At 66.9% G+C, this 25,960-nt stretch carries 26 protein-coding genes; 6 read left to right on the forward strand and 20 right to left on the reverse strand.

Annotated elements, in window-relative coordinates; all coding sequences use genetic code 11:
• Positions 1 to 70: 70 nt before the first annotated feature.
• The 3 genes from MRS60_RS23435 to MRS60_RS23445 all read right to left on the reverse strand — a co-directional run bounded on the left by MRS60_RS23435 (position 71) and on the right by MRS60_RS23445 (position 2,772).
• Positions 71 to 1,339 carry a diguanylate cyclase domain-containing protein gene (locus MRS60_RS23435; RefSeq protein ID WP_243566793.1) on the reverse strand — a complete coding sequence of 423 codons (1,269 nt, stop codon included), beginning with the start codon at positions 1,337 to 1,339 and terminating at the stop codon, positions 71 to 73.
• Positions 1,336 to 2,034, reverse strand: coding sequence for a YfiR family protein (locus MRS60_RS23440; protein ID WP_243566794.1), 699 nt, complete (start codon positions 2,032 to 2,034; stop codon positions 1,336 to 1,338). Before MRS60_RS23440 ends, MRS60_RS23435 begins: the two co-directional genes overlap by 4 nt.
• Positions 2,035 to 2,559: 525 nt before the next feature.
• Positions 2,560 to 2,772 (reverse strand): hypothetical protein, encoded by a 213-nt coding sequence (locus MRS60_RS23445; RefSeq protein ID WP_217591240.1) that lies wholly within the window; start codon positions 2,770 to 2,772, stop codon positions 2,560 to 2,562.
• Between the two features lie 149 nt (positions 2,773 to 2,921).
• On the opposite strand from MRS60_RS23445, the gene MRS60_RS23450 reads away from it, so the two are divergent.
• The gene (locus MRS60_RS23450) at positions 2,922 to 4,163 is read left to right on the forward strand and encodes an NAD(P)/FAD-dependent oxidoreductase (RefSeq protein ID WP_243566795.1); all 1,242 of its coding nucleotides are present in this window, start codon (positions 2,922 to 2,924) and stop codon (positions 4,161 to 4,163) included.
• A gap of 31 nt (positions 4,164 to 4,194) precedes the next feature.
• On the opposite strand, the gene MRS60_RS23455 is transcribed toward MRS60_RS23450, so the two are convergent.
• The 9 genes from MRS60_RS23455 to MRS60_RS23495 all read right to left on the reverse strand — a co-directional run bounded on the left by MRS60_RS23455 (position 4,195) and on the right by MRS60_RS23495 (position 13,446).
• Positions 4,195 to 4,956 (reverse strand): FadR/GntR family transcriptional regulator, encoded by a 762-nt coding sequence (locus MRS60_RS23455; protein ID WP_105391668.1) that lies wholly within the window; start codon positions 4,954 to 4,956, stop codon positions 4,195 to 4,197.
• A gap of 68 nt (positions 4,957 to 5,024) precedes the next feature.
• Positions 5,025 to 5,915, reverse strand: coding sequence for an amidohydrolase family protein (locus MRS60_RS23460; protein ID WP_243566796.1), 891 nt, complete (start codon positions 5,913 to 5,915; stop codon positions 5,025 to 5,027).
• A gap of 85 nt (positions 5,916 to 6,000) precedes the next feature.
• Positions 6,001 to 6,942 carry an ABC transporter substrate-binding protein gene (locus MRS60_RS23465; RefSeq protein WP_243566797.1) on the reverse strand — a complete coding sequence of 314 codons (942 nt, stop codon included), beginning with the start codon at positions 6,940 to 6,942 and terminating at the stop codon, positions 6,001 to 6,003.
• Positions 6,943 to 7,012: 70 nt separating this feature from the next.
• Positions 7,013 to 8,050, reverse strand: coding sequence for an ABC transporter permease (locus tag MRS60_RS23470; protein ID WP_243566798.1), 1,038 nt, complete (start codon positions 8,048 to 8,050; stop codon positions 7,013 to 7,015).
• 19 nt (positions 8,051 to 8,069) lie between these two features.
• Positions 8,070 to 9,608, reverse strand: a complete 1,539-nt coding sequence (locus tag MRS60_RS23475) for a sugar ABC transporter ATP-binding protein (RefSeq protein WP_217591237.1) — start codon at positions 9,606 to 9,608, stop codon at positions 8,070 to 8,072.
• A gap of 21 nt (positions 9,609 to 9,629) precedes the next feature.
• On the reverse strand, positions 9,630 to 10,406 hold the full coding sequence (locus tag MRS60_RS23480) for an SDR family oxidoreductase (protein WP_034180707.1): 777 nt from the start codon (positions 10,404 to 10,406) through the stop codon (positions 9,630 to 9,632).
• A 60-nt stretch (positions 10,407 to 10,466) separates the two neighbouring features.
• Positions 10,467 to 11,744, reverse strand: a complete 1,278-nt coding sequence (locus MRS60_RS23485; protein WP_243566799.1) for an L-fuconate dehydratase — start codon at positions 11,742 to 11,744, stop codon at positions 10,467 to 10,469.
• A gap of 23 nt (positions 11,745 to 11,767) precedes the next feature.
• Complete coding sequence (locus MRS60_RS23490; protein WP_065501325.1) at positions 11,768 to 12,610, reverse strand: ureidoglycolate lyase; 843 nt, start codon at positions 12,608 to 12,610, stop codon at positions 11,768 to 11,770.
• A gap of 71 nt (positions 12,611 to 12,681) precedes the next feature.
• The gene (locus tag MRS60_RS23495) at positions 12,682 to 13,446 is read right to left on the reverse strand and encodes an SDR family oxidoreductase (protein WP_105391675.1); all 765 of its coding nucleotides are present in this window, start codon (positions 13,444 to 13,446) and stop codon (positions 12,682 to 12,684) included.
• A 665-nt stretch (positions 13,447 to 14,111) separates the two neighbouring features.
• Here MRS60_RS23495 and MRS60_RS23500 point away from each other — a divergent pair.
• The 3 genes from MRS60_RS23500 to MRS60_RS23510 all read left to right on the forward strand — a co-directional run bounded on the left by MRS60_RS23500 (position 14,112) and on the right by MRS60_RS23510 (position 16,073).
• Positions 14,112 to 14,402, forward strand: a complete 291-nt coding sequence (locus tag MRS60_RS23500; RefSeq protein WP_034180711.1) for a DUF3331 domain-containing protein — start codon at positions 14,112 to 14,114, stop codon at positions 14,400 to 14,402.
• A gap of 167 nt (positions 14,403 to 14,569) precedes the next feature.
• The gene (locus MRS60_RS23505; RefSeq protein ID WP_243566800.1) at positions 14,570 to 15,556 is read left to right on the forward strand and encodes an oxidoreductase; all 987 of its coding nucleotides are present in this window, start codon (positions 14,570 to 14,572) and stop codon (positions 15,554 to 15,556) included.
• A gap of 214 nt (positions 15,557 to 15,770) precedes the next feature.
• Positions 15,771 to 16,073, forward strand: coding sequence for a DUF4148 domain-containing protein (locus tag MRS60_RS23510; protein ID WP_034180712.1), 303 nt, complete (start codon positions 15,771 to 15,773; stop codon positions 16,071 to 16,073).
• Between the two features lie 200 nt (positions 16,074 to 16,273).
• Here the strand turns inward: MRS60_RS23510 and MRS60_RS23515 are convergent, their stop codons facing one another.
• From MRS60_RS23515 to MRS60_RS23540, 6 genes are all read right to left on the reverse strand, one after another.
• Positions 16,274 to 17,479, reverse strand: a complete 1,206-nt coding sequence (locus MRS60_RS23515) for a TauD/TfdA family dioxygenase (protein WP_217591234.1) — start codon at positions 17,477 to 17,479, stop codon at positions 16,274 to 16,276.
• A 22-nt stretch (positions 17,480 to 17,501) separates the two neighbouring features.
• Positions 17,502 to 18,458, reverse strand: a complete 957-nt coding sequence (locus MRS60_RS23520; protein WP_243566801.1) for an alpha/beta hydrolase — start codon at positions 18,456 to 18,458, stop codon at positions 17,502 to 17,504.
• 29 nt (positions 18,459 to 18,487) lie between these two features.
• Positions 18,488 to 18,976 carry a thioesterase family protein gene (locus tag MRS60_RS23525; protein ID WP_243566802.1) on the reverse strand — a complete coding sequence of 163 codons (489 nt, stop codon included), beginning with the start codon at positions 18,974 to 18,976 and terminating at the stop codon, positions 18,488 to 18,490.
• Positions 18,977 to 18,986: 10 nt separating this feature from the next.
• A complete protein-coding gene (locus tag MRS60_RS23530; protein ID WP_243566803.1) occupies positions 18,987 to 19,952 on the reverse strand; it encodes an L-carnitine dehydrogenase in 966 nt (321 codons plus the stop codon).
• A gap of 84 nt (positions 19,953 to 20,036) precedes the next feature.
• The gene (locus MRS60_RS23535; protein WP_174417569.1) at positions 20,037 to 20,966 is read right to left on the reverse strand and encodes a 3-keto-5-aminohexanoate cleavage protein; all 930 of its coding nucleotides are present in this window, start codon (positions 20,964 to 20,966) and stop codon (positions 20,037 to 20,039) included.
• A 79-nt stretch (positions 20,967 to 21,045) separates the two neighbouring features.
• Positions 21,046 to 21,999, reverse strand: coding sequence for a choline ABC transporter substrate-binding protein (locus MRS60_RS23540; RefSeq protein ID WP_072441929.1), 954 nt, complete (start codon positions 21,997 to 21,999; stop codon positions 21,046 to 21,048).
• Positions 22,000 to 22,297: 298 nt separating this feature from the next.
• Here MRS60_RS23540 and MRS60_RS23545 point away from each other — a divergent pair, with 298 nt between their 5' ends.
• On the forward strand, positions 22,298 to 22,558 hold the full coding sequence (locus tag MRS60_RS23545; RefSeq protein WP_243566804.1) for a hypothetical protein: 261 nt from the start codon (positions 22,298 to 22,300) through the stop codon (positions 22,556 to 22,558).
• Positions 22,559 to 22,703: 145 nt separating this feature from the next.
• Positions 22,704 to 24,284, forward strand: a complete 1,581-nt coding sequence (locus MRS60_RS23550) for an isocitrate lyase (RefSeq protein ID WP_034180719.1) — start codon at positions 22,704 to 22,706, stop codon at positions 24,282 to 24,284.
• Between the two features lie 62 nt (positions 24,285 to 24,346).
• Here MRS60_RS23550 and MRS60_RS23555 read toward each other — a convergent pair whose 3' ends face one another.
• Both MRS60_RS23555 and MRS60_RS23560 read right to left on the reverse strand, forming a co-directional pair.
• Entirely contained in the window at positions 24,347 to 24,628 is a 282-nt protein-coding gene (locus MRS60_RS23555) for a LysR substrate-binding domain-containing protein (protein WP_347814849.1), read from the reverse strand.
• A gap of 13 nt (positions 24,629 to 24,641) precedes the next feature.
• Positions 24,642 to 25,859 carry a porin gene (locus MRS60_RS23560; RefSeq protein WP_243566806.1) on the reverse strand — a complete coding sequence of 406 codons (1,218 nt, stop codon included), beginning with the start codon at positions 25,857 to 25,859 and terminating at the stop codon, positions 24,642 to 24,644.
• Positions 25,860 to 25,960: the final 101 nt, after the last annotated feature.

The raw sequence follows: 25,960 nt of genomic DNA on the forward strand, positions 1-25,960 counted from the left end.
AGTGCGCCCGCGTCGGGCGCGCTTTTTGTAATCCGCTGCCGCGGCCTCGCCCGCAGCGCGAAGCGATCAATCAAACCGGTCCCGCAACACCTTCAGCCAACTGCCACGACCCCGGCCGCGCACGCTTGGCGCGGTACATCGCCGCATCCGCCGCGCGCAGCAGGCCGCTCGCGTCCGACGCGTGGTCGGGATACAACGCAATGCCGACACTCATCATGGTGGCCACCATGCGGCCGTCGGACAGCTCGATCGACGGCACCATGCCGGACAATATCTCGTCGGCGACACGGCACACGCTGCCCGCATCGCGCACCGCCCCCAGCATCACCGCAAATTCGTCGCCGCCCAGGCGGGCGACCAGATCGGCCTCGCGCACCTGCGCGCGCAGCCGCGCCGCGATGCCGATCAGCACCGCGTCGCCGGCGTCGTGGCCGAGGCAATCGTTGATCTCCTTGAAGCGGTCGCAGTCGAGATACAGGATGCCGACCCGCTGCCCCGTCACCGCGGCTTCGCAGAGCGCAAGCGCGAGGCGCGACTCGAACTGCACGCGGTTGGGCAGGCCCGTGAGCGCATCGTGCGTCGCCTTGTGTTCGAGCGACGCGTTTTCATCGCGCAGCGTGTTCTGCCAGTCTTCGAATTCGTCGAGCAACGCATTGAAGTCGTCACCGAGCTGGTTCAACTCGGCGATCGCGGCGGGCTCGACCCGTTGCGCGAATGCACGCTCGCGCCGCACGGCATGCGCAACGCCGGCCAGCGCGCGCAGCGGCGAAACGATGTTGCGCAGCAGACGCTTCGAGCTGACATATGCGCCGAACACGCTGACCGCCAGGCAACCGAGAATGCCGCCGACGCCGCCGAGCAGGAAGCCGAAGAACTGGTGCCCGCGGCCGCGCACGACGACGTGGCCGACGACGATGCCGTCGTGCATCACCGGAACCGTCACGGGCCCGGGCAGCGCAAGGTCGGCGACGGCGCGCTCAAGCCGGGCGAGCCCGTTTCCGGCGGGCAACTGCCACGTCGCGAACGGTTGGCCCTTGCTGTCCGTGACCACCACTTGCGCGACGTCCTCATCGCCGGCAATCATCCCGATCGCCTCGCTCGCCGCGACGCGGTCGCCGAACACGAGCGCCGCCTCGACCGTATAACCGAGCGAGCGCGCCAACAGGTTCAGGTTGTTGCCGGCATACGCACGCAACGCGATCACGGCGACGACGATCAACGACACGGCCGCCATCGCGACGGCAACGAACGCGAGGCGCAGGTGCGCGCGGCGCAATACGCTTTGCAGCGTCGGGCGCGACACGCGCGAATGGGGAAAATGAGGCGCGAACCGTATCATGGCGCCCCCGGCCTTCGCGCGAGATTGAGCACGTTCGGGTGTACGCGCACGCCGCTGCGCGCTACGGCGTCGAGATTGATGTCGAACGAGATGCGCTCGCCGTCGACATTGAGGCAGAACATGCTGCCTGCGGTGCAGTACGGATCGTGTTCCGCGATCGTCAGCACAGGATGGCCGGCCACCGCGGTTCTCACTCGCGTTCGCTCATCGTCGCTCAGGGTGCCGAGATAGACGACGTCGCAGGCGATGCCGAGCGACGGATCGTCGGAGCGGACGCGCTGCACGTCGAGCAGCGTCGAGCCGGCCTGCAGCGTGTCGGTCAGGCCGCGCGCGTAGTCGGGCCGGCCCGTCACGCACAGATGCAGGCGAATGGGTGTCGTCGGCCAGCGCGTGAAGCTGATGATGCCGAGCACGACCTGACGCACGGCGGAGTCGTGTGACGAAATGTCGGGATCGGTGGGACTTGCAGTGGCGACGGCACGCACGATGTCGGCCGGACCGTCTGCATCGGCGGGAGCCCCGGCGAGCACGACGGATGCCGCACCCAGAACGCAAACGATTGCGATCAGCGCATGACGCAGCGACGCGGCCCAGCCGGGCCGGCCGGACGTCGTCCGCGCGGCGATCGCCGCCGCGCCCGTTGGCGTCGTTGCAGTCGCAAGACTGGCAGCCGCCGCGCACACTCTCGCATCCATGATGGAAACATCCGCTGGCGTTGCCCCCCGGCGTTGCCCTCTGCCTTCAGTCATGCGCGTGCATGGCTCCGTATCACGCGCATGATTCCTTCATCTTAGGTACAAAGCCGCGCGATCAACCAGTGGGAAACACCCGCGAGAAATGTCGGAAAGTATGCGGAATCGGCGCTGTGCGCGACGATGCGGGCGAACGTGATACGCGACGCCGATCGCGTGTCGACGTCGGCAAATTGATCAGCGGATTGGGCGCACGGCCGGCTCAAACTTCATACGCTCCCCGGCGGTACGCCAGATCGTTTTGCGGCACATCCGGGGTGCCAAGCGTTACCGCCTGTCGGCGGATAACCGATGAAGAAATTCAGCTCGTCGCACGCTATCGAATAGGGATAAAGCAGCATGGTATCGTCGCCCTCCCGCCCGAAGACGGCCGGACGCATGTGCGTGCTGCGGAAGAACTGCGCGACAGCCGGCAAACGATCGACGACGCCGGCCCACCTCCGCACCGGCCGATCGGCAAGCGCATGGCTAGGTGCGTTCAGCAATTCCGCGCCACGTCATCGGCACGTCGACGCCGGTCCGCATCTCGTCTGCCGCGATCCAGACATTGCCGTTCACGCGGAAACGCTTCAACTCCGCCGCGCAGGCCTGTTTCGACCGCTCGATCATCACACGACCGTGGAATGCCGGCCCCGGTGCAACCTCCCGTTCCGCTTCGCCGGGCCGATCCTCAGGCGCCACGCAACGCCCGCTCGTATCCCGTCGCGTAGCACCCTGCCCTTGGCCCCCCACGCCGCCGCGAGTATGCTTGCAGTTCGAACGATCTCCAACCTGGGCGCGCACACCGCACCGTTGATGAGCGCACCGCCAACCGTCTTTCACCACCACCGATGGATTTCGACGTAATCGTTCTCGGCGCCGGCATCGTCGGCGTCTCGGCCGCGCTGCACCTGCAGGATCGCGGCCGCAAGGTCGCCCTCGTCGATCGCGGCGCGCCCGGCGAAGGCACGAGCTTCGGCAACGCGGGGCTGATCGAGCGCTCGTCGGTCGAACCGTATCCGTTCCCGCGCAGCCCGTTCACGCTGATGCGCTATGCGCTGAACCGCTCGACCGATCTCTACTGGCACAGCGCGTCGCTGCCCGCGTTCGCGCCGTGGCTCGCGCGGTTCTGGTGGGAATCGGCGCCGCTGCGTCACGCGGCAGCGTCGCGCGACATGCTGCCGCTGATCGAGCGCTGCATCGCCGAACACGACGCGCTGATCGCGCGGGCCGGTGCCGGGGAACTCGTGCGCGCGAGCGGCTGGCTCGAAGCGTTCCGCACGCCGGCCGCTTTCGAACGCGGCGTGGCCGAGGCCGGCCTCACCGCGCGCCGCCACGGGCTCGGCATCACGCCGCTCGATGCCGCCGCGCTGCTCGCGCACGAACCGAGCCTCGCGCCCGGCTTCTGCGGCGCGCTGCACTGGCTCGATCCGAAAAGCGTCGTCGATCCGTCCGCGCTCGTCAAAGCGTACGCGCAGCTCTTCGTGCAAGGCGGCGGCACGCTGCTGACGGGCGACGCCGCGAGCCTCGACGCGCTGTCGCCCGGCTGGCAGGTCGGCACGCAGGACGGCATGGCCGCCGCGCCGGCCGTCGTCGTCGCGCTCGGCCCGTGGTCCGACACGGTGTTCGGCAAGTTCGGCTACAAGATCCCGCTGCGCGAGAAGCGCGGTTATCACATGCACTACGCGCCGTCGGCACGCGGCGTGCCGTCGGCGCCGATCGTCGATCGCGAATACGGCTACGTGATCGCGCCGATGCGGCGCGGGCTGCGGCTGACGACCGGCGTCGAGATCGCGCGGCGCGGCGTACCGCCGACCGGCGTGCAGCTCGAACGCGCGGAACGCGTCGCGCGGCCCGTGTTCGGCTTCGGCGAGCGGCTCGACCCGCAACCGTGGCTCGGCTTCCGGCCGTGCACGCCCGACATGCGCCCGGTGATCGGCCCCGCGCCCGCGCATCGCGGGCTGTGGTTCTCGTTCGGGCACAACCATCACGGGCTGACGCTCGGCCCCGTCACCGGCCGGCTGCTGGCCGAGATGATGACGGGCGAGACGCCCTTCACCGATCCGGCGCCCTATCGCGCCGACCGCTTCTGATTCCGAACGCGTAGCAAATCAACGCACGCGCTCAGTCGAGCGCGCGGCCGAAGATGCGGATCACTTCGTCGAGATGGTCGGCCATCGCGCGGCGCGCGGCCTCCGGGTCGCGTGCGCGGATCGCGTCGAGGATCGCGCGGTGCTCCAGTTCCGACCGGTGCGGCATGTCGTTCGGCATGTACAGCGACTGCAGCCGCTGGAACATCAGGTCGTACTTGTGCGCGAGCAACTGCTTGATCATCAGCGCATACGCGGGGTTGTCGCTCGCTTCCGCGATGCGGATATGAAACAGCCGGTCGCCCGGATGCGTGAGCGAGCCGCTGCGGTTGTCTTCCTGGTTGCGCAGGAACGCTTCGTGGATCCCTTCGATCTGCTCGTCCGAGCCGTGCTTCGCGGCGAGCGACGCGGCTTCCGGCTCGATCAGCCGGCGCGCCTGCAACAGCGCGAACGGCGGGATTTCGGTGTCGAGGTCGAGCGCGATGCCGAGTTCGGGATCGATCTCGACGACCGTGAACGGCGCGGCCTTCGCATCGGGTTCGGGTTCGGGCGCGGCGGCCGTTTCGGGATGGCGCACCTTCACGCCGTCGCCGACGCGCACGCTGACGAGCCCGCTTACTTCGAGCGCGATCAGCGCCTCGCGCACCGACGTGCGCGACACGCCGAACTGCTCGGCCAGTTCGCGCTCGGGCGGCAGATAGCTGCCCGGCGGAAAATCGCCGGACTCGATCATCGCACTGAGCTTGTCGGCGATCTGCTGGTAGAGGCGGCGGTTCTGAATCGGCTGGATGGACATACGTTGATGCAGGTTTTCGGTTGCGTTGCGGACGGTCCGACGAATCGCACAGGCCGTTCGCGCCTATTTTATATGCCGCGCTGCGTGTCGCCCGGCACCGCATAACAATGCGCGGCCGTGCCGCCCCACAGCGCGTTGCGCTCGGCCGCCGACAGCCGCGATTCGGCCCAGCGCTCGACGATCGACGCCACTTCGTCATACGACGCGGCGAGCAGGCACACAGGCCAGTCCGACCCGAACATCAGCCGCTGCGGGCCGAACGCATCGAGCGCCGCGTCGAGACACTGCTCGATATGCCGGATGTCCTGCGCGCGCAGGCCGCGCCGCCAGTCGGCTTCGGTCACGAGCCCCGACAGCTTGCACGCGACATGCGGCAGCGCGCCCAGTTCGCGCAGCTCGGCGCGCCAGCGCGGCAGCGCGGTTTCGTCGCGCTCGAATTCGGCGAGCGCGGGCTTGCCGACGTGATCGAGCACGAGCCAGTGCGCGTCGTGCCGTGCGCAGAATGCGCGCACATCCGGCAACTGGCGCTCGAACACGAGCACGTCGTACACATAGCCGTTCGCCTGCAGCCACGCAACGCCGCGATTGAAATCGGCATCCGCGACGAACGCGCCGACGTCGGCTTCGTCCTGCACCTGGTGACGAAAACCGCGCAGCTTCGGGCTGCGCCATTCGGCGACACGATCGGCAAGCTGCGGCGCACCGAGATCCTCCCAGCCGACCACCGCCGCGATGCGCGCGTCGTCGCGCGCGAGATCGAGCAGGAACGCCGTCTCGTCACGCCCCGCGCGCGCCTGCACCGCGATCGACGCGCCGATCGCCTGCGCATGCATCAGCGGCCACAGCGCGTCGGGCAAGTAGTCGCGTGCGAGCACGCCCATCCCGGCGCCGATCCACGGATAGTCGGCCGCGCGATAACGCCAGAAGTGCTGATGGGAATCGATTCGCACTGCGCCCATGGTGTCCTCGTGTTCCGCTCCCGCAAGCCATCTCACGTCGCCGCACACGCTACCCGCCGCGTGCGGCGACGCCATGACACGGCAATCAGTCGTACAACGCCGCCGCGACCTTCGGATCGTCGATATTGGTCTTGTCGTACCAATAGAAACCGGTATCGATGACCTTCGGCAGCTTCTCGCCCTTGATCGCCTTCACGGCCGCCTCGACCGTCTTGTAGCCGATCCCGACCGGGTTCTGCGTGATCGCGCCGGCCATCAGCCCGCTGCGGATCGCGTCCTTCTGCTGCTTGCCGGAATCGTAGCCGACGATCACGACCTTGCGCTTCATCTCGCGCACGCCGTTGACCACGCCGATCGCCGAGCCTTCGTTGGTGCCGAACAGCCCCTTGAGCTTCGGATACCCCTGCAGGATCGACTTCGTCACCTCGGTCGACTTCAACTGGTCGCCTTCGCCGTACTGCACGGTCACGATCTTCACCTTCGGGTGCGCCGATTTCATCCGTTCGAGAAAACCGTCGCGGCGGTCGATGCCGGTGCGGCTCGTCTGGTCGTGCGCGACCACGGCCACCTCGCCTTCGTCGCCGATCAGCGCGGCGAGCTTGTCGGCAGCGAGCGATGCGGCGGCCTTGTTGTTGGTCGAGGCCGTCGTCACCGGGATGTCGCTGTCGACGCCCGAGTCGAACGCGATCACCGGGATCTTCTCGGCCTGCGCCTTCTTCAGCAGCGGCAGCGCGGCCTTGCTGTCGAGCGCCGCGAAGCCGAGCGCGGCCGGCTTCTTCGCGATCGCGGCGGACAGCATGTCGATCTGCTTGTCGACCATCGCCTCGGTTTCGGGGCCTTCGAACGTCACCTTCACCTTGTAGTCCTTCGCGGCCTGCATCGCGCCCGATTTCACGGCCTGCCAGAACTGATGCTGGAAGCCCTTCGAGATCAGCGGGATGTAGGTTTCCTGCGCCTGCGCGCCGGCCGTCACGCCAGCGGCGAACGTCAGCCCGACGATCGCGTTCAACACCTTGCTCCTGATCACTTCGCGTCTCCTTGGTTGGTATCTGCTGGGATGCCGGCCATGCCGGCGGTGAAGCGGATGCATGCGCGCGTCAACGGCGCCGCCGACGCAGGATGTCGACGTAGACGGCGAGGATGATGATCACGCCCGTCACGACCGTCTGCCATTCCTGCGCGACCGACATGATGCGCAGGCCGTTGGTCAGCACGCTCATGATGAACGCGCCGATGATGGTGCCGACGATGCTGCCCGCGCCGCCCGACAGCGACGTGCCGCCGATCACGACGGCCGCGATCGCATCGAGCTCGTAGCCCTGTCCGAGCGCGGGCTGCGCGGAATTCAGCCGCGACGCGATCAAAAGCCCGGCGATCCCGCACACCGCGCCGCTGAACGTGTAGACCGCGATCTTCCACGCGTCGACGTTCACGCCGGACAGCCGCAGCGCTTCCTCGTTGCTGCCGAGCGCGAACGTGTAGCGGCCGAAGATCGTCCGGTTCAGCACGATCGATGCGCCGACCGCGACGAGAAACAGGATCAGCACCGCGTTCGGAATCGGCAGCGCGGGAATCAGGTTGCCGATCAGCGAATCCTGCGCGATCGACGTGAAGCCCGGCGTGTCGTTGAAGTAGATCGGCCGCGTGCCGGAGATCACGAGCGACAGCCCCTTGAGCAGCATCATCATGCCGAGCGTCGCGATGAACGGCGGCACCTTCATCTTCGCGATCACGAAGCCCGACACGCAGCCGGACAGCGCGCCGAAGCACAGTGCGGCCAGGATCCCGAGCGGCAGCGGCATCCCCCACTTCGTCAGCACGACGCCGGCCATCACCGCGCAGAACGTCATCAGCGTGCCGACCGACAGGTCGATGCCCGACGTGATGATCACGTAGGTACAAGCGACGGCCAGCACGCCGTTCACGGCGGTGGCCTGCAGGATCGTGACGAGGTTGTCGACTTCGAGGAAGTTCGGCGACGCGATGCTGAAGAACACGATCAGCAGCACGAGGCTCGCGAACGCGAGCAGCTTCTGCCGCGCGGTCGGGTTGAAGAAGCGGGCGCGGAAGCCGGATGCGCCGGCCGGCGTATCGCCGGAAGCGAGGGGCGGAACGGGATGCGTATCGTTGGACATGATCGGGTAAGCGTCTGAATCAGGACAATACGGTCGACTCGCGCTGCGTCGCGAGCTGCATGATCTTTTCCTGCGTGGCGTCGGCCGCGCGCAATTCACCGGTGACGCGGCCTTCGCACATCACGAGAATCCGGTGGCTCATGCGCAGCACCTCGGGCAGTTCCGACGAGATCATCACGATCGCCTTGCCGTCGGCGGCGAGCGCGTCGAGCAGCTTGTAGATCTCGCTTTTCGCGCCGACGTCGATGCCGCGCGTCGGCTCGTCGAAGAACAGGATGTCGCAGTCGCGCAGCAGCCACTTCGCAATCACGATCTTCTGCTGGTTGCCGCCCGACAGCAGCCGTGCGGGCTGCGCGACCGACGGCGTGCGGATCGCGAGCTGCCGCACGTACGCCTGCGCGGTGTCGCGCATCTTGCGCGCATCGAGAAACAAGCCGCGGCGCACGAAGCGGCGCATGCTCGACAGCGCGATGTTGTTCTGCACGTCCATCCCGACCGCGAGCCCGAAGTGCTTGCGATCCTCGGACAGGTAGCCGATCCCATGCGCGACCGCGTCGGCCGGCGTGCGGATCGTCACGGTCTTGCCGTGCACGCGGATCTCGCCCGCGTCGACCGGGTCCGCGCCGAACACCGCGCGCGCGACCTCGGTGCGGCCCGCGCCCATCAGGCCCGCGAAGCCGAGGATCTCGCCGCGCCGCAGCGTGAAGCCGACATCGCGGATCGCGCGGCCGCGCGACAGCCCGCGCACTTCGAGCGCGACGTCGTTCGCGGACGTGTCGGGCGGCGTGCGGTGCTCCGTATCGAGCTGGCGGCCGACCATCATCGCGATGATCGCGTCCATCGACGTTTCCGCCATCGGCACGGTCGCGACGTACTTGCCGTCGCGCATCACGGTCACTCGATCGGCGATCTGGCGCAGCTCGTCCATCTTGTGCGAGATGTAGACGATGCCGACGCCGTGCGCGCGCAAATCGCGGATGATGCGGAACAGCTCGGCGATCTCCGCGTTGTTGAGCGCGGCGGTCGGCTCGTCCATGATCAGCACGCGCGAGTCGAACGACAGCGCCTTCGCGATCTCGACCATCTGCTGCTTCGCGACCGTCAGCCTGCCGACCGGCGTGCGCGGGTCGAGATCGAGCCGCATCCGCTGGAAGATCGCGGCCGCATCGCGGTTCAATTTGTCTTCGTCGACGAACACGCCGAAGCGGCCGCGCGGCTCGCGGCCGATGAAGATGTTCTGCGCGACGCTCAGGTGGTTCATCAGGTTCAGTTCCTGATGGATGATGCCGATCCCGAGCGCCTGCGCGGTGCGCGGATCGGCGATCTCCACCGCACGGCCTTCCATCAGGATCTCGCCGTCGTCACGCTGATAGACGCCGGCGAGGATCTTCATCAGCGTCGACTTGCCGGCGCCGTTCTCGCCCATCAGCGCATGCACTTCGCCGGCATGCAGGTCGAAACGGCAGTCGTCGAGCGCCTGCACGCCCGGAAAGCGCTTGCCGATGCCGCTCAACGCAATCAGCGGCGGCGCGGCGTTCAGGTTCGGGTCGGGTTGCATGGGGTCGGGGTTCCGGTGCATTCAGCCGATCGCACGGTCGAGATGCGTATAGCCGCCATCGACGAACAACCACTGGCCCGTCGTGTGCGATGCGCGATCCGACAGCAGGAACACGGTCGTGTCGGCGATCTCGTCGGCCGTCGTGAAGCGCTTGCCGAGCGGCACCTTGCCGGCGATTTCGGCAAGCTTCGCATCGGGATCGTCAAAGCCGGCGAGCCAGTTCTTGTAAAGCGGCGTCATCACCTCGGCCGGGATCACCGCGTTCACGCGCACGCCGTCGTCGCGCAATGCGACGGCCCATTCGCGCGTCAACGCGAGCTGCGCGCCCTTCGACGCGCAATAGCCGCTCGTGTTGCCCTGCCCGGTGACGGCCGTCTTCGACGAGATGTTGACGATCGCGCCGCGCGCCGCCTTCAGGTGCGGCACGCAGTAGTGCGCCATCACGTAGTAATGGATCAGGTTGCGCTCGAGCGATGCGACGAATGCGTCGCGCCCGGCGTCGAGGCCGATGCCGTCGTTGATGCCCGCGTTGTTGACGAGGCCGTCGATGCGGCCGAAGCGCGCGACGGTCTGCGCGACCGCATCGCGGCATTGCGCGTCGTCCTGCAGTTCGACCGACACGCATTCGGCGCGCGGCTGCTTCCGTACAAGCTCGCGCCAGAACGCGTCGTCGGGCGTGTGGCGCGCGAACACCACCGGAATCGCGCCCTCGCCGGCGAGCCGCATCGAGATCGCGGCGCCGATGCCCGAGGCGCCGCCGGTCACGATCACGACCTTGTCTTGCAGGTTCAAATCCACTTCGCGTCTCCGTCGTTCATGTTGTCGCCGCGCACGATGCACGTCGTGCGTCGCCGTACTTCAGCCGCGGAACAGGTACTGCTCCAGCGATTCGGGCTTCATCTCGATCGAGAAACCGGGCGCCGTCGGCGGCATGTACGCCGCGCCGCGCACCACGCACGGCTCGACGAAATGCTCGTGCAGGTGATCGACGTATTCGGTCACGCGCCCTTCCTTCGTGCCGGAAATGCACACGTAGTCGATCATCGACAGGTGCTGCACGTATTCGCACAGCCCGACGCCGCCCGCATGCGGGCACACCGGCAGCCCGTACTTCGCGGCCATCAGCATCACCGCGAGAATCTCGTTCACGCCGCCGAGGCGGCACGCGTCGATCTGCACGACGTCGATCGCGCCGCGCGCGATGAACTGCTTGAACAGCACGCGGTTCTGGCACATCTCGCCGGTCGCGACCTGCACGGGCGCGATCGCCTTGCGGATCTTGCGATGCCCTTCGACGTCGTCGGGGCTCGTCGGCTCCTCGATGAACCACGGCCGCGCGAACGCGAGCTCGCGCACCCAGTCGATCGCCTCGTCGACTTCCCACACCTGGTTCGCGTCGATCATCAGCTTGCGATCCGGGCCGATCACTTCGCGCGCAATCGTCACGCGGCGGATGTCGTCCTCGAGATTCGCGCCGACCTTCAGCTTCACGTAGTCGAACCCCGCGTCGACGGCCTCGCGGCACAGCCGGCGCAGCTTGTCGTCGCTGTAGCCGAGCCAGCCGGCCGACGTCGTGTAGCACGGGTAGCCGTCGCGCTCCAGCGTCGCGATCCGCGCGGCCTTGCCGGGCGCCTGCCGGCGCAGCAGGTCGAGCGCTTCGTCCGGCGTCAGGCAGTCGGTCAGGTAGCGGAAGTCGATCGTGCGCACCAGCTCCTCGGGGCTCATGTCGGCGACGAGCCGCCACAGCGGCTTGCCCACCGCCTTCGCCCACAGATCCCACACCGCGTTGACGACGGCACCCGTCGCCAGATGGATCGCGCCCTTGTCGGGGCCGATCCAGCGCAACTGGCTGTCCGACGTGACGTGCCGCCAGAAGCGGCCCATGTCCTCGCGGATCCAGTCGAGGTCGAGGCCGACGACGAGGTGGCGCATCGCGTCGATCGCCGCGCAGCAGATTTCGTTGCCGCGCCCGATGGTGAACGTGAGCCCGTGACCTTCGAGCCCGTCGCGGTCGGTTTCGAGCACGACGTAGGCCGCCGAATAATCGGGGTCCGGATTCATCGCATCGGAGCCGTCGAGCTGCTGCGAGGTCGGAAAGCGCACGTCGAGGACGCGCATCGATCGAATGATAGGCATGACGAACCGTCCATTAAAGGAAATCAGGCCTGCACGGTGCGCTGGCGCTGCTCGCCGAGCCCGTCGATGCCGAGCGTGATCACCTGCCCGGCGCGCAGATAGACGGGCGGTTTCTGCCCGAGGCCGACGCCCGGCGGCGTGCCGGTGGAAATCACGTCGCCCGGCTGCAGGCTCATGAAGCGGCTCAGGTAGCTGATCAGGTGCGGCACGCGGAACACCATCGTCGCGGTCGAGCCGTTCTGGTAGCGATGGCCGTCGACGTCGAGCCACAGCCGCAGCGCGTGCGGATCGGGCACTTCGTCGGCCGTCACGAGCCACGGGCCGAGCGGCCCGAACGTATCGTTGCCCTTGCCCTTGTCCCACGTGCCGCCGCGTTCGAGCTGGTATTCGCGCTCCGACACGTCGTTCACGACGCAGTAGCCGGCAACGTGCGACAGCGCGTCGGCTTCGTCGATATAGCGGCCGCCCCGGCCGATCACCACGCCGAGCTCGACTTCCCAGTCGGTCTTTTCCGAGCCGCGCGGAATCTCGACGTCGTCGTTCGGCCCCGAGATCGCGCTCGTCCACTTGCCGAACACGACGGGCTCCTTCGGCACCTCCATCCCCGATTCGGCCGCGTGATCGGAATAGTTGAGCCCGATGCAGATGAACTTGCCGACGCGGCCGACGCACGCGCCGAGCCGCGGCGTGCCTTCAACGAGCGGCAGCGACGACGGCGGAATGTCGCGCAGCCGCGCGAGCGAGGCCGGCGACAGCGCGTCACCGGCGATGTCGTCGATCACGCCGGACAGGTCGCGGATGTGGCCCTGCGCATCGAGCAGGCCCGGTTTTTCATGGTGTTTGTCGCCAAATCTCAGCAGTTTCATGGGGTTGTCTGAATGGAAACGGAACGTGAATGGGAAGGCGCGGTTAGTTCGACACGGTCGGTTAGACACGGTCAGTTTGACCAGCCGCCGTCGATCAGGTGAATGGCGCCGGTGGTAAATGCGGACTCGTCGGATGCCAGATAGGTTGCCAGCGCGGCAATCTCGTCCGCCGTACCGACGCGCCCCATCGGCTGGCGCGCGACAAAGGCGGCGCGCACCGCGTCGATGGTCGTGTTCTGCGTCCGCGCCTGCTCGGCAATACGGGCCTCGAGCGAAGGCGACTCGACCGTGCCGGGGCAGATCGCGTTGCAACGAATGCGTTGACCGACGAAATCGGCGGCCACCGCCTTGGTCAGGCCGATCACGGCCGCCTTGGTGGTGCCGTACACGAAGCGGTTCGGCACGCCCTTCACACTCGACGCGGCCGACGACATGTTGACGATCGACGCGCCGCCCGCCGCGAGCATCGCGGGCAGCAGCGTGCGGATCAGCCGGTACATCGACGTGACGTTCAGGTTCAGCGAAAACGCCCACGCGTCGTCGTCGCAGTCGAGGATCGAGCCGTGATGCACGTAGCCCGCGCAGTTGAACAGCACGTCGAACGCGCGTTCGCTCGCGGCGAGCGCGGCGACGTCGTTCGCATCGGTGACGTCGAGCCGCCGCGTGGTCAGCCGGCCGCCCGCGCGTTCGGCGTCGGCCGCGAGCCGCGCGAGCGCGGCTTCGTTGATATCGGTCGCCAGCACATCGGCGCCCTCGCTTGCGAACCGCAGCGCGGTCGCGCGGCCGATGCCCTGCCCGGCCGCCGTCACCAGCGCACGCTTGCCCTGCAATCTCATGAGTGCTTCTCCCGGAAAAGCCGGCCACCAGTCGGCCGATTGGCACAAAGGACTAAAGGTCCAACCAATGATAGGAAGTGATCGCCCGTTTGTCACGAATTTGGGATTCAGTATTTACCCGAGCGGGCAAATCCGGCGGGTGGACAAGAATGCGGCGCTCGACCGGCCATGGCTGCGCGCTTTCGGATTCGCTCAAACCCAATGCCGGCGGGCCTCTCAGCCGGGTTTTCGCGCACGCGCGGCGCGGCTGCCGCGCCAAACTGACAAAAAAGTCATGTACACGTCAGGGTCTTAACGGGATGCGCGCGCCATCATGGCGTTGCCGGACCGCGCTTCCGGTACATCGCCACCCCGCCCGCGTTCGATCCCTGCGGGCACTCCGTCCCCCGGCGATGTACTCCGTGTCTGGGCGAGCAGACACGGCGCGCGGGCCGATTTCCCGCCCCGGACTTTTCGTCCGGGGCGTTTTTGTCCGTGGATCCCCAGAAAAATGAGCGTGGATTGTTTCTAAATCGGCAAAAGGTAATTTGAGCCAGACAGGATGTTTTTTCCGGTCACAGACGCTTACATTTAGCGCACCACTCATGGAACCCGCTACGGATTCGCCATCGGGTAGTGACATCCACTGCCACGACCGAACCGCACGAGCTTTAGGAAACGGCAAAATGAAGGCCTCCCAATCCCTGCCTGTGCTCGATCCCCCCGACGTCCACGTCGAAATCCTCGAACAGTCCGATACGCTGCTCGTCGTCCGCTGGGTCGAACCCGGCCGCTGTCACTACGGCGAACAGCGCTGGCGCCGCCGCTTCGCGCAACGCACCGGCACCTGCGCATTGTCGCGCCAGGTCATCCATCGCGGCGACGAAGTCTTCCGCCCGGCCGAACGCCCGGCACCCGCGAACGCGGCCGCGATGATCTCCGCCGCCGAAGTGCTCGGCCTCGCCGGGGGCAGGTAAATCCTGCCAGCCGCGTACCGCGGCCCGCTGCACCACGCCGCGCGCCGGCCCTAGAAGCGCCGGTCTAATTCCCCCGCTTGTCTGCCACGCTCGCGCGCACTATCGTTACACCACTCAATGTAACGATTACGTGCCGCGGCCGACCGGTCGCGCCGATGGAGGCAGACATGCATGCATGGAGCGCGCGCCACGTCCCGGCGCAGGGCGGCAAGGTCGCGGTCGTGACCGGCGCCAACAGCGGCCTCGGCTGGCAGCTCGCGGAAACGCTGGCCGCAAAAGGCGCGACCGTCGTGATGGGCTGCCGCGACGCCGCACGCGCCGCGCAGGCCGTCGATGCGATCCGCCGGCTCCATCCCGATGCGCGCGTCGAAGTCGATGCGCTCGACCTCGCCGATCTCGCGTCGATCGAACGCTTCGCGGCCGACGTGTCCGAACGCCACGGCCGCGTCGACATCCTCTGCAACAACGCCGGCGTGATGTTCCTGCCGCTGCGGCACACGCGCGACGGCTTCGAGATGCAGTTCGGCACCAACCACCTCGGCCATTTCGCGCTGACCGGCCATTTGCTGCCCGCGCTGAGCGCCGCGCGACGCGCACGCGTCGTGACGATGTCGAGCGGCTTCAATCGCGGCGGCCGGATTCGCGTCGACGACCTGCGCGCCGAGCATCGCTACAACCGTTATCTCGCCTATTGCGACAGCAAGCTCGCGAACCTCGTGTTCGCGATCGAACTGCAGCGCCGCTTCGAGCGCGCCGCGTTCGCCGGGATCAGCGTCGCCGCGCATCCCGGCTATGCGGCGACCAACCTGCAGTTCGCGGGCCCGGCGATGGACAGTTCGCCCGCCCGCGCCGCGCTGACGCGTGCCGCGAACCGTTATCTCGCGCAACCGGCCGACCAGGGCGCGCTGCCCGCGATCCACGCGGCGACCTCACCCGATCTCGCCGGCGGTGCGTATATCGGGCCGTCCGGCTGGTTCGAATCGCGCGGGCTGCCGGCGCCCGCGAGCGTGCCGCGCGCGGCACGCGACGTGGCTTCGGCTGCGCTGCTGTGGGAAGCATCGGAAGCCGCGACCGGCGTGCGCTTCCTCAGCTCGGGCGCGCCGGCCGGGCGTTCGCCGGGCCGGCCGTTCGACACGGCGGCCGAAGCGCGCTGAACCGCGCGTCGCGATCCGCAACATTCTTCATACTTATTACATCAACCGAAAAGAAAGCCGGTTGAAAGACTGATTCGGCGCCCCATTGTTACCGCTCAGAAAACAATTTATCGTCAAAATCAGCGTTTACCCTCAACCATCCGATGACTAAGATTTGATCAATCGCTTAAGACATGGTGTCGACAGCGAACTCAATAAAACACCGGAGGTCATCATGAAATCGCTCGTTTCCGCAGTCGTTGCCGCTGCCGCCCTGTCCGCTTCGTTCGGCGCATTCGCCCAAAGCACCGTGACCCGCGCGCAAGTGAAGAATGAACTGGTCCAGCTCGAACAAGCCGGCTACAAACCGGGCGTGTCGAGCCCGTACTACCCGAACGACATCCAGAGCGCCGAAGCGCGCGTTCATGGCGCCGACGCCAGCGGCTACGGCGCGCAACCGGCCCCGCTCGTCCACTCGGGCGCCCCGGCTGCCGCAGCGTCGTCGAACGCACGCGATTCGATCTTCTTCGGCCAGTAAGCCGATGCGCCCCCGGCGGGCGCCGCGCGCCGCGCGATGAAGCCGTATCCGGACGAGCCCCTTCGCGGGGCTCGTCTTATTTTTATGAAACGCATACCTCCGCCGCCCGGCAGCGGGTGGCTTCGCCCGGACGCTTTGCGTCCGGGCGCTTTTTCGTCTGCACATGCATGTGTGCGAGATGAAGCCGTGTACGCCGCCGGTCAGCGCGGCACGGCCGCGGCAGGCACCGACCGCGACAACACGCGCCACCGCGACAGCAATTCGTCGCGATCGACATAGCAGCCCTGCAGATGCCGGCGGCCGGTCGACGGATCGAACTCGGTGCGCGCATGCAGCACACGCCGGTTGTCGAACGCCCACATGTCGCCCGCCCGCAGCCGGCGCTGCACGCGAAAGCGCGGCTCGCGCGCGAGCGCGAGAAACCGCCGGTACGCGCGATAGACGGCCGTGACCGATCCGGCCGGCGCATCGAGCGGCCCGCGCAGGAAGTTCGCGACACGCACCTCGGTCACGTTGCCGCGCGCATCGAGCCCGATCACCGGTGCCGAACAGCGGTAGTCGCTGTTCGCACTCTTGTTCCAGAACTCGAACGGCGTCGACGCAAGCTGCTCGAAATCGGCCGGATGCTCGCGCCGCAGCGCATCCGCAAGCGCGAACCCGTCGAGGAATACGCTGTCGCCGCCCGTCGCGTCGTTCGCGAGGCAATGCAGGAACTGCACGCCCGGCTGCAACTCGCGCGTCGGCAGGTCGGTGTGCGGCGGCAGGTTGAGCGACGTATACGCATTGCTGTCCGGGCGCGGCTTCGATTCGACGTCGAACAGCACACCGAAATTGCTTTCGCGGATCAGGCCGACGCGGCGCGCGATCTCGTCGACGCGGCCGCGCTCGGCCGGCACGCCTTCGACGAGCGTCAACCCGGTGCGCTGCAACGCGGCGAGCCACGCGAGCAATGCGCCGTCGTCCTGCATCACGTCGCGCCACGCGAACACGCCGATCGCCGTCGCATCGTCGCCGGCCCATACGTGCCGCCCGTGCGCGGCCTGACGCTCGGCGCGCGACGCGTCGTCGTATGCATGCGCGCGCAACCAGCCCGGCGACCACGCGCTGCGATGCCCGTCGTTCCACTCCACATGCAGCGCGCCGTCGGCTTCGACGTGCACGGCGAGCGCCGACAGATCCTCGCGCGCGTCGGCGATCTCGAACACCTGTTCGCGTGTGACCGCATGCACGCACGCGGAACACGCGCAGTTGTCGCGCAGCCAGTCGAAATGGAACGGCGATCGTCGCGTGTCGCTCCACTCGACGTCCACCGCTCCGTCGCCGATTGCCACCGCGGCAATGGCCGCGTTGGCCGCGTCGGCGGAAAACGTCCGCCAGTCCTCGATACGGTGTTGCGCTGCCTGCATCGTTGCCTCCCGGAAACGCCCGCTACGCGTGTGGTGCGAGCAGAAACCCGCCGACCGTCCGGTGCATCCGCGCCGCCTGCGGGCTCGTCCCGAGCGCGCGCCAGCAGCCGTGCACCAGCCCCTCTCCCATCCAGTAGCGCGCGGTGCCGCCGGCCGCGCGAATCCGTTCGACGTACACGCGCGCATCGTCGCGCAGCGGATCGTGCTCGGCGCCGATCGCGAGCACGGGCGGCAGGCCATCGAAACGCGAAGCCGCGAGCGGCACCGACGCGCGCAGCAGCGGGTTGCCGTCCGTCAGTGCGTCGGACAGGCCGCCTTCCCAATACAGCGCGCGATAGCGATGGACATCATCGAGCGTCAGCATCGGCGCATGCGCTTCCGTTTCGCGCGCGGGCGATTGCGGTTCGAACCCGAGCATCGGATAAACGAGCGCGATACCGTCGATACCGCCTTCGCCCGCATCGCGCAGCGCGGTCGCGACGGCCGCGGCGAGCATGCCGCCCGCGCTGTCGCCCGCAAGCGTCAGCGGCCACGCGCACGGCCCGAACGGCCAGCGCGCATCGCGCGCGGCGCGTGTGACGGCGAGGCAATCTTCAAGAGCAGCCGGTGCGCGGTGTTCGGGCGCCAGCCGGTAGTCGACCGCGATCACGTCGAGCCCCGTGTCGGCCGCCAGTTGCGCGGTGATCAGCGCGTGACTGTCGAGCGAGCCGACGACGAAGCCGCCGCCATGAAAAAACAGCACCGTGCCGCGCGGCTTGCCGTGCGCGGCCGTGTAGCGCCGCAGCGCGATCGCGCGTCCGTCCGGTGCGTGCCACACGGCATCCTGCTGCACGATGCCGGCCGGCAGGGCCGCCGGTGTCCACTCGGCCGCGAAGCGGTCGTAGAGGCGGCGCTGCTCGTCGGGCGAGCGCGCCGCCGTGTCGGCCGGATACCACGCGTCGACGGCTGCGACGAACGCCGCGATTTCCGGTTCGAGCATCGCGTGCGCTCCGCGTTTGAAGATCGACGCTAGCGGCGCGGCGGCAGCCCGATCACGCGGCCCGCATACGCAGGCGCCGCGCAATCGCGCTGCAACGCATGAAGCTCGGCCACGCGCGCGGCGACGTCTTCGTCGAACGGCGCCGACTTCGCGCCGTCGCGCGTATCGACGTGCAGCAGCATCTGCTCGCTCGCCGATACCGCGTCCTCGTGCCCATCCGCGAACAGTTCGAGATACAGGTGCAGCCGCTTCGCGTCGTGCGCGAGCACGCGCGCATCGACGCGCACCTGCGTGCCTTCCTTGATCTCGTGCAGGTAGTTCACGTGCGCTTCGAGCGTGTAGACCGAGCGGCCCCGCTCGCAACGCGCGGCGTCATCAAGCCCGATGCGATCCAGCAACGCATCGGTCGCGAAGCTGAAGATCAGCAGGTAGAACGCATCGCGCAGGTGGCCGTTGTAGTCGACCCATTCGGGCCGCACCACGTCGCGGTAAATCGTCAGCGGGGTATCGCCCGTCATCGCCTGTCCTTTAGTCCTCGAATCGCATCCCGTGCCGCGCCTTCACCGCGGCGATCGACTTCAGCACCTCGGTGATGCACTCGTCGCGATAGCGTTCGAGCTCCTTGATGCTGCGCGTGCCCTGCTGTTCGGTCGTGCCTTCGACGACGCTGTCGATCAGCGCGTCGGTAAGCGTCGGCGCGACCAGCTTCGTCCACGGCAGTTCGAGCGCAGGGCCGAACTGCTGCATGAAGTGTCGCATGCCCGCGTCGCCGCCCGCCAGCGTGTAGGTCAGGAACGTGCCCATGAACGACCAGCGGATGCCCGCGCCGAAACGGATCGCGTCGTCGATCTCGCCGGTCGTCGCGACACCTTCGTTGACCAGGTGCAGCGCCTCGCGCCACAGCGCTTCGAGCAGCCGGTCCGCGATGAAGCCCGGCACTTCCTTGCGCACGTGCAGCGGCCGCATGCCGAGCTTGCGATAGATCTGCATCGCCGCTTCGACCGCTTCCGGCGACGTGCGCTCGCCGCCGAGCACCTCGACGAGCGGCAGCAGGTAGACCGGATTGAACGGATGGCCGACCACGCAGCGCTCCGGATGCGTCGCACGCGCGTAGAAATCCGTCGGCAGCAGCCCCGATGTCGACGACGCGATGATCGCGTCGGGCTTCGCCGCGCGGCTGATCTGCTCGTGCAGCTCGAGCTTCAACGCCTCGCGCTCGGGCGCGCTTTCCTGGATGAAATCGGCATCGGCGACGCACGCTTCGATCGTCGGCACGAACCGCAGCCGCGCGGGATCGGCGCCCGGCGCGAGGCCGACGCGTTCGAGCGCGGGCCACGCATTAGCGACGTTCGCGCGCAGCCGCTCTTCCGCGCCCGGCGCGGGGTCCCATACAACCACGTCCAAACCGTGGGCCAGCGCGCGGGAAATCCACCCGCTGCCGATCACGCCGGTGCCGATGGCGGCGAACGTCTTGATGTCGGTCTTCACAGCCATGTCAACGCATCCTTCGAATCAGGGGAAATCGGTGGGCGGCCGCGCCCATGCGCGCCGCCCTGTCGTATCGGTCAGCGAAAAAACTCACGCGAATTCGGCGATCGCGCGGCGTTCGAGCGGACGCTCGCCGCGCGCCGGCAAGCCGAGCTTGCGGCGGCCTTCGGCCGGCGTCAGCACGCGGCCGCCGAGCCGCTCGACGATCTCGCGTGCGCGCTCGACGAGCGTGCCGTTGGTCGCATGCACGCCGCGGTCGAGCCAGATGTTGTCTTCGAGGCCAACGCGCACGTGGCCGCCGAGCAGCATCGCCTGCGCGACCATCGGCATCTGCATGCGGCCGATCCCGAAGCCGGCCCAGTGCGCGCCCGGCGGCAGGTTGTCGACCATCGCCTTCATCGTGCCCGTATCGGCCGGCGCGCCCCACGGAATGCCGAGGCAAAGCTGGAACAGCGGCGGATCGTCGAGCAGCCCTTCCTTCAGCAACTGCTTCGCGAACCACAGATGGCCCGTATCGAAGATCTCCAGCTCCGGCTTCACGCCGAGCTCCTGGATGCGCTTCGCGCCGGCGCGCAACTGCGCGGGCGTCGACACGTAGATGTAGTCGCCGTCGCCGAAATTCAGCGTGCCGCAGTCGAGCGTGCAGATCTCGGGCAGCAGCTCCTCGACGTGCGCGAGTCGCGTGAGGCCGCCGACCAGATCGGTGCCCTTGCCGAAACGCATCGGGTCTTCGCCCGGGCCGATCTCGAGATCGCCGCCCATGCCGGCCGTCAGGTTGATGATCACGTCGACGTCGGCCGAGCGGATGCGGTCGACCACTTCGCGGTACAGGTTCGGGTCGCGGCTGCCGCGCCCCGTCTGCGGGTCGCGCACGTGGCAGTGCGCGACGGTGGCACCGGCCTTCGCGGCTTCGATCGCGGCGGCCGCGATCTCCTTCGGCGTGACCGGAATCGCCGGATGCTTGCCGACCGTATCGCCCGCGCCGGTGACGGCGCAGGTCACGATGACTTCATGGTTCATGCTGTTTGCCTCGCTTGACTCTGGTTATTTCGCATTGCTGATGTTTCATCGGTGCACGCGTCGTGCAACGTGCAGGCCATTACAGGCCGAGATACGCCTTGACCGCCGGCAAGCCGTCCTTGCCGTCGAACGTCTTGACGCCGGCGAGCCACGGATCGAGCACCTGCGGGTTCTTCTTCAGGTAGGCCTTCGCGGCGTCGGCCGGCTTCGTCTTGTTCATCACCGACTGCATCAGCTGGTTCTCGAGCTGCGTCGAGAAGCGCAGGTTCGTGACGAGCTTGCCCGCGTTCGGGCAGCGCGCGATGAAGTCGGGCGCCGTCAGCGTGTACACGCGCGCTTCGCCGTAGTTCGGGCCGAACGACGCGTCGCCGCCGGACAGATAGTTCATGCTGAGCTGGATGTTCATCGGATGCGGCTCCCAGCCGAGAAATACGACCCATTTCTTCTCGCGGATCGCGCGCTCGACCGTCACCAGCATCCCGGCCTCGCTCGATTCGACCAGCTTGAAGCCGCCGAGCCCGTACTGGTTCGTGTCGATCATCTTCTGGATCGTCGCGTTCGCGCTGCTGCCCGGCTCGATCCCGTAGATCTTGCCGTCGAGTTCCGCGCGATGCTTCGCGATGTCCTCGAAGGTCTTCAGGCCGGCCTGGTATTCGTAGCTCGGCACCGCGAGCGTGGCCTTCGCGCCGGACAGGTTCGGCGTTTCGACGACGTTGATCGACTTGCTGTCGAGGAACGGCTGGAGCTGTTTCTGCTGCACGGGCCACCAGTAGCCGAGCGACACGTCGAGCTGCTTGCTCTTCAGGCCGGCGAACGAGATCGGCACCGACGCGATCGTCGTGGTCGGCTTGTAGCCGAGCGCCTCGAACACGGTCGACGCGAGCGCCGTGGTCGACGTGATGTCGGTCCAGCCGATATCCGCGAAACGCACGGTGCGGCAGGTCGCGGCATCCGTTTCGGCACGCGCCGCGTTCGTGAACGCGGCGGTCGCCAGCACGGCCGCGACAAGCGCGGCGATCTTCGTCGACTTCATGGTTCGGTTCCTCCCGTTGGGACGCGTGGCAGCCGGTGCGCGGGTGTGCGCCGACCTGCATCGTGGGAGTAAAAGTAACGAGCCATATTGGCCGCGAGAAGACCGGCGGCGACCTGTTCTTGACTATTTGCGACTATGGGTGGAAACCACTAGGTTTTTGTAGAGGCTTGATGGGTGGGGTTTTCGCGCGTGTTTTTGAAGAAACCGGCTTGTCCACATGCGGCGCGAGGCTTTCGATTCTGTCGGAAGCGGCGGGATACCGATGCGGCTTCGGGCTCGGGGCGCTGGAGCCGCACGGATGAATTGGACAGGTCAGCCTCGCGGCTTCCGCAGCGCGATGAGCCGCATGTTGGAAAGCCGTCCGTTCGTCGAAACAGGCGGCTACACAATCATCCCGCGAGCCATCGTTGCTCGAACCATCGTGCTTGCCCTTCCTCCAGCAGCCGAAAGGCTATTTCACATTACGGAACCCACGTCGAATTCCCGCGGCATCTCTTTTTCGCCGCTTGAAAACTTGTTTTGCATCGCAAAAATCGCCACGTATCCCATTGAAAAATAACAGAAATTTATGTCTTATGTCTTATATAAGACATCCCCAAAAGCGCATCGGGCGGCGTTACTATTCAGTCATGCAGTTCGCTTCGACATACGGAGCGCCACGCTCAACCATTTACTCAAACGCGCTTTGCTCCCAGGAGATTGACATGGCCCAGTATCAAGACGACATCAAGGCAGTTGCCGGTTTGAAAGAAAACCACGGCAGCGCGTGGAATGCCATCAGCCCCGAGTACGCCGCCCGCATGCGTGCGCAGAACAAGTTCAAGACGGGTCTGGACATCGCGAAGTACACCGCCAAGATCATGCGCGCCGACATGGCCGCCTACGATGCCGACCCGGCGAAGTACACGCAGTCGCTGGGTTGCTGGCACGGCTTCATCGGCCAGCAGAAGATGATCTCCATCAAGAAGCACTTCAACAGCACCGAACGCCGCTACCTTTACCTGTCCGGCTGGATGGTGGCCGCGCTGCGCTCCGAGTTCGGCCCGCTGCCGGACCAGTCGATGCACGAAAAAACCTCCGTCAGCGCGCTGATCCGCGAGCTGTACACGTTCCTGCGCCAGGCCGACGCCCGTGAACTGGGCGGCCTGTTCCGCGAACTCGACGCGGCCGAAGGCGCTGCGAAGGCCGCCATCCAGGAAAAAATCGACAACCACGTGACGCACGTCGTGCCGATCATCGCCGACATCGACGCGGGCTTCGGCAACGCGGAAGCCACGTACCTGCTGGCCAAGCAGTTCATCGAAGCGGGCGCATGCTGCATCCAGATCGAAAACCAGGTGTCCGACGAGAAGCAGTGCGGCCACCAGGACGGCAAGGTCACCGTGCCGCACGAGGACTTCCTGGCGAAGATCCGCGCGATCCGCTACGCGTTCCTGGAACTGGGCGTGGACGACGGCATCATCGTGGCCCGTACCGACTCGCTGGGCGCCGGCCTGACCAAGCAGATCGCCGTGACCAACACGCCGGGCGACCTGGGCGATCAATACAACTCGTTCCTCGATTGCGAAGAACTGTCGGCCGACCAACTGGGCAACGGTGACGTCGTCATCAAGCGCGACGGCAAGCTGCTGCGTCCGAAGCGCCTGCCGAGCAACCTGTTCCAGTTCCGCGCCGGCACGGGCGAAGCGCGCTGCGTGCTGGATTGCGTCACCGCACTGCAAAACGGCGCCGACCTGCTGTGGATCGAAACCGAAAAACCGCATATCGCGCAGATCGGCGGCATGGTCAGCGAGATTCGCAAAGTCATCCCGAACGCGAAGCTGGTGTACAACAACAGCCCGTCGTTCAACTGGACGCTGAATTTCCGTCAGCAGGCGTACGACGCGATGAAGGCCGAGGGCAAGGATGTGTCGGCATACGATCGCGCGCAGCTGATGAGCGTGGAATACGACCAGACCGAACTGGCGGCACTCGCCGACGAGAAGATCCGCACGTTCCAGGCAGATGCATCGCGCGAAGCCGGTATCTTCCACCACCTGATCACGCTGCCGACGTACCACACCGCCGCGCTGTCGACCGACAACCTGGCCAAGGAATACTTCGGCGACCAGGGCATGCTCGGTTACGTGGCTGGCGTGCAGCGCAAGGAAATCCGCCAGGGCATCGCCTGCGTGAAGCACCAGAACATGTCCGGCTCGGACATCGGCGACGACCACAAGGAATATTTCAGCGGCGAAGCGGCGCTGAAGGCGGCGGGTAAAGACAACACGATGAACCAGTTCTGATACCGGTCATACCCGAAGCGAAACGCCAGCCCAGCCGGGCTGGCGTTTTTTTATTCGGGCAGTCATTCCTCCGCGGAAACCCCCTTCACCACCCGCACAAACGCGTCCGCCAGCACCGTCGGCTCGACCGGCAACACCAGCGCGCAAACCGACTTTGCGTCGTCGTCCGAAATCGGCACGAACACGACACCGTCGATCCCGAGACTGGCCATCCGCTCCGGCACGATCGCCACACCTCGCCCGGCCGCGACGAGCTTCAGCATCGACGTTTTCGGGGACACGATCCGCGCCGCTGCCGGTACAAAGCCCCGCTTCAGACAAAGATCGATCACGGCGCCCGCCACGCGCCCCGGCCACTCAGAAGTTATGCTTCACCCCGACCGTCACCGACAGCTGCCGGCTGCCGGTCGCATTCGGCAGGTTCGGAATCTGCGCATAGTTCGCCGCGCCGCCCGTCGCCGGGTCGATGCCGATCCCGCGACCTGCCGCCTTCTGGAAAATGCCGACCGTATAGAGCGACGTCCGCTTCGACAGGTTATAGGTCATGCCCAGGTTGACCTGATGAAACTTCGGCGAGCCGTTTGCATCCGTCTTCATCGAGTTGTAGATATAGGCCGCACCCAGCATGAACGCCGGCGTCACCGAAAACGTCGTGTTGACCTCGACGATGTCGAAGCGCGCATCGGCACCGTGCGGATGGGCGGCATCGGCGAAATACCGGCTGTCGTCGAGCGTCGTATGCGTGTAGACGACACCGACCGTCGCCGGCCCGATCGCATACGAGCCGCCCGCGCCGATCGCTTTCAATGCGCGCGCATCCTGCAGCTTGCAATACATCGCCGCCGGATTCGAGCACGCGAAATCGCCGATATAACCCCGCGCGCCGCCGAGCGCCGCGTCGAGCGGATGATTCAGGTCGAGCGCGCCGACGCCGAACGAAAATGGCGCGTTGTTGTAGCTCGCGGCCAGCGCCCATCCGCGCTGCCGGGAAAAATCGCCGGCGACACCGCCGAACGAAAACGTGCCGCTGAACGAGAATCCCGCCATCACGGGGCTCGCGTACTGCACCGCGCTGTTCAGGTTGAGTGCGGCGTTGAGGTTGTCGACGTCGCCGATGTGGGCGCCGAACAGCGTGGCCCACGGAACGCTCGATGCGTAAGGTGCGAGCGTGGTCGTGTACGAGTCGAACTGCCGGCCGACGGTCAACGTCCCGTAGCGATCGTTCGACAAGCCGACCCACGCATTCTGGTTGAACAGCGTATCGGTCTGCAGCAAGCTGCCGTTGTTCATCCAGAAGCTGTTCTCGAGCTTGAACGTGACGGCCGTGCCGCCGCCGATATCCTCGCTGCCCGTCAGGCCGATGCGCGACGGCGCGCTCGCGCCGCCCGTCATCTGCCACGCATGCCCGCCGCGCACCGCGCCGTCGGCCCCGGTCGTCTGCACGTTGTTCGTGTACGTGATGCCGGTATCCACATCGCCGTACAGCGTGACGCTGCTCAATGCATGCGCGCCCTGCGTGACGGCGAGCGCCGCCACCGCCGCCGCGATCCTGCGCGGCGTCGTCAGATCCTTCATCGATCATCCCCCCTGATGCGTCGTATCCGTGTCGCGACCGTGTGCCGGAGCCCGAACGCGCCGGCCGGTTGGCGCGAGCGTTGCCGGCGCCCCGGCAACGC

The sequence above is a fragment of the Burkholderia pyrrocinia genome, from assembly GCF_022809715.1.
In the GTDB taxonomy this organism is placed as follows: domain Bacteria; phylum Pseudomonadota; class Gammaproteobacteria; order Burkholderiales; family Burkholderiaceae; genus Burkholderia; species Burkholderia pyrrocinia_C.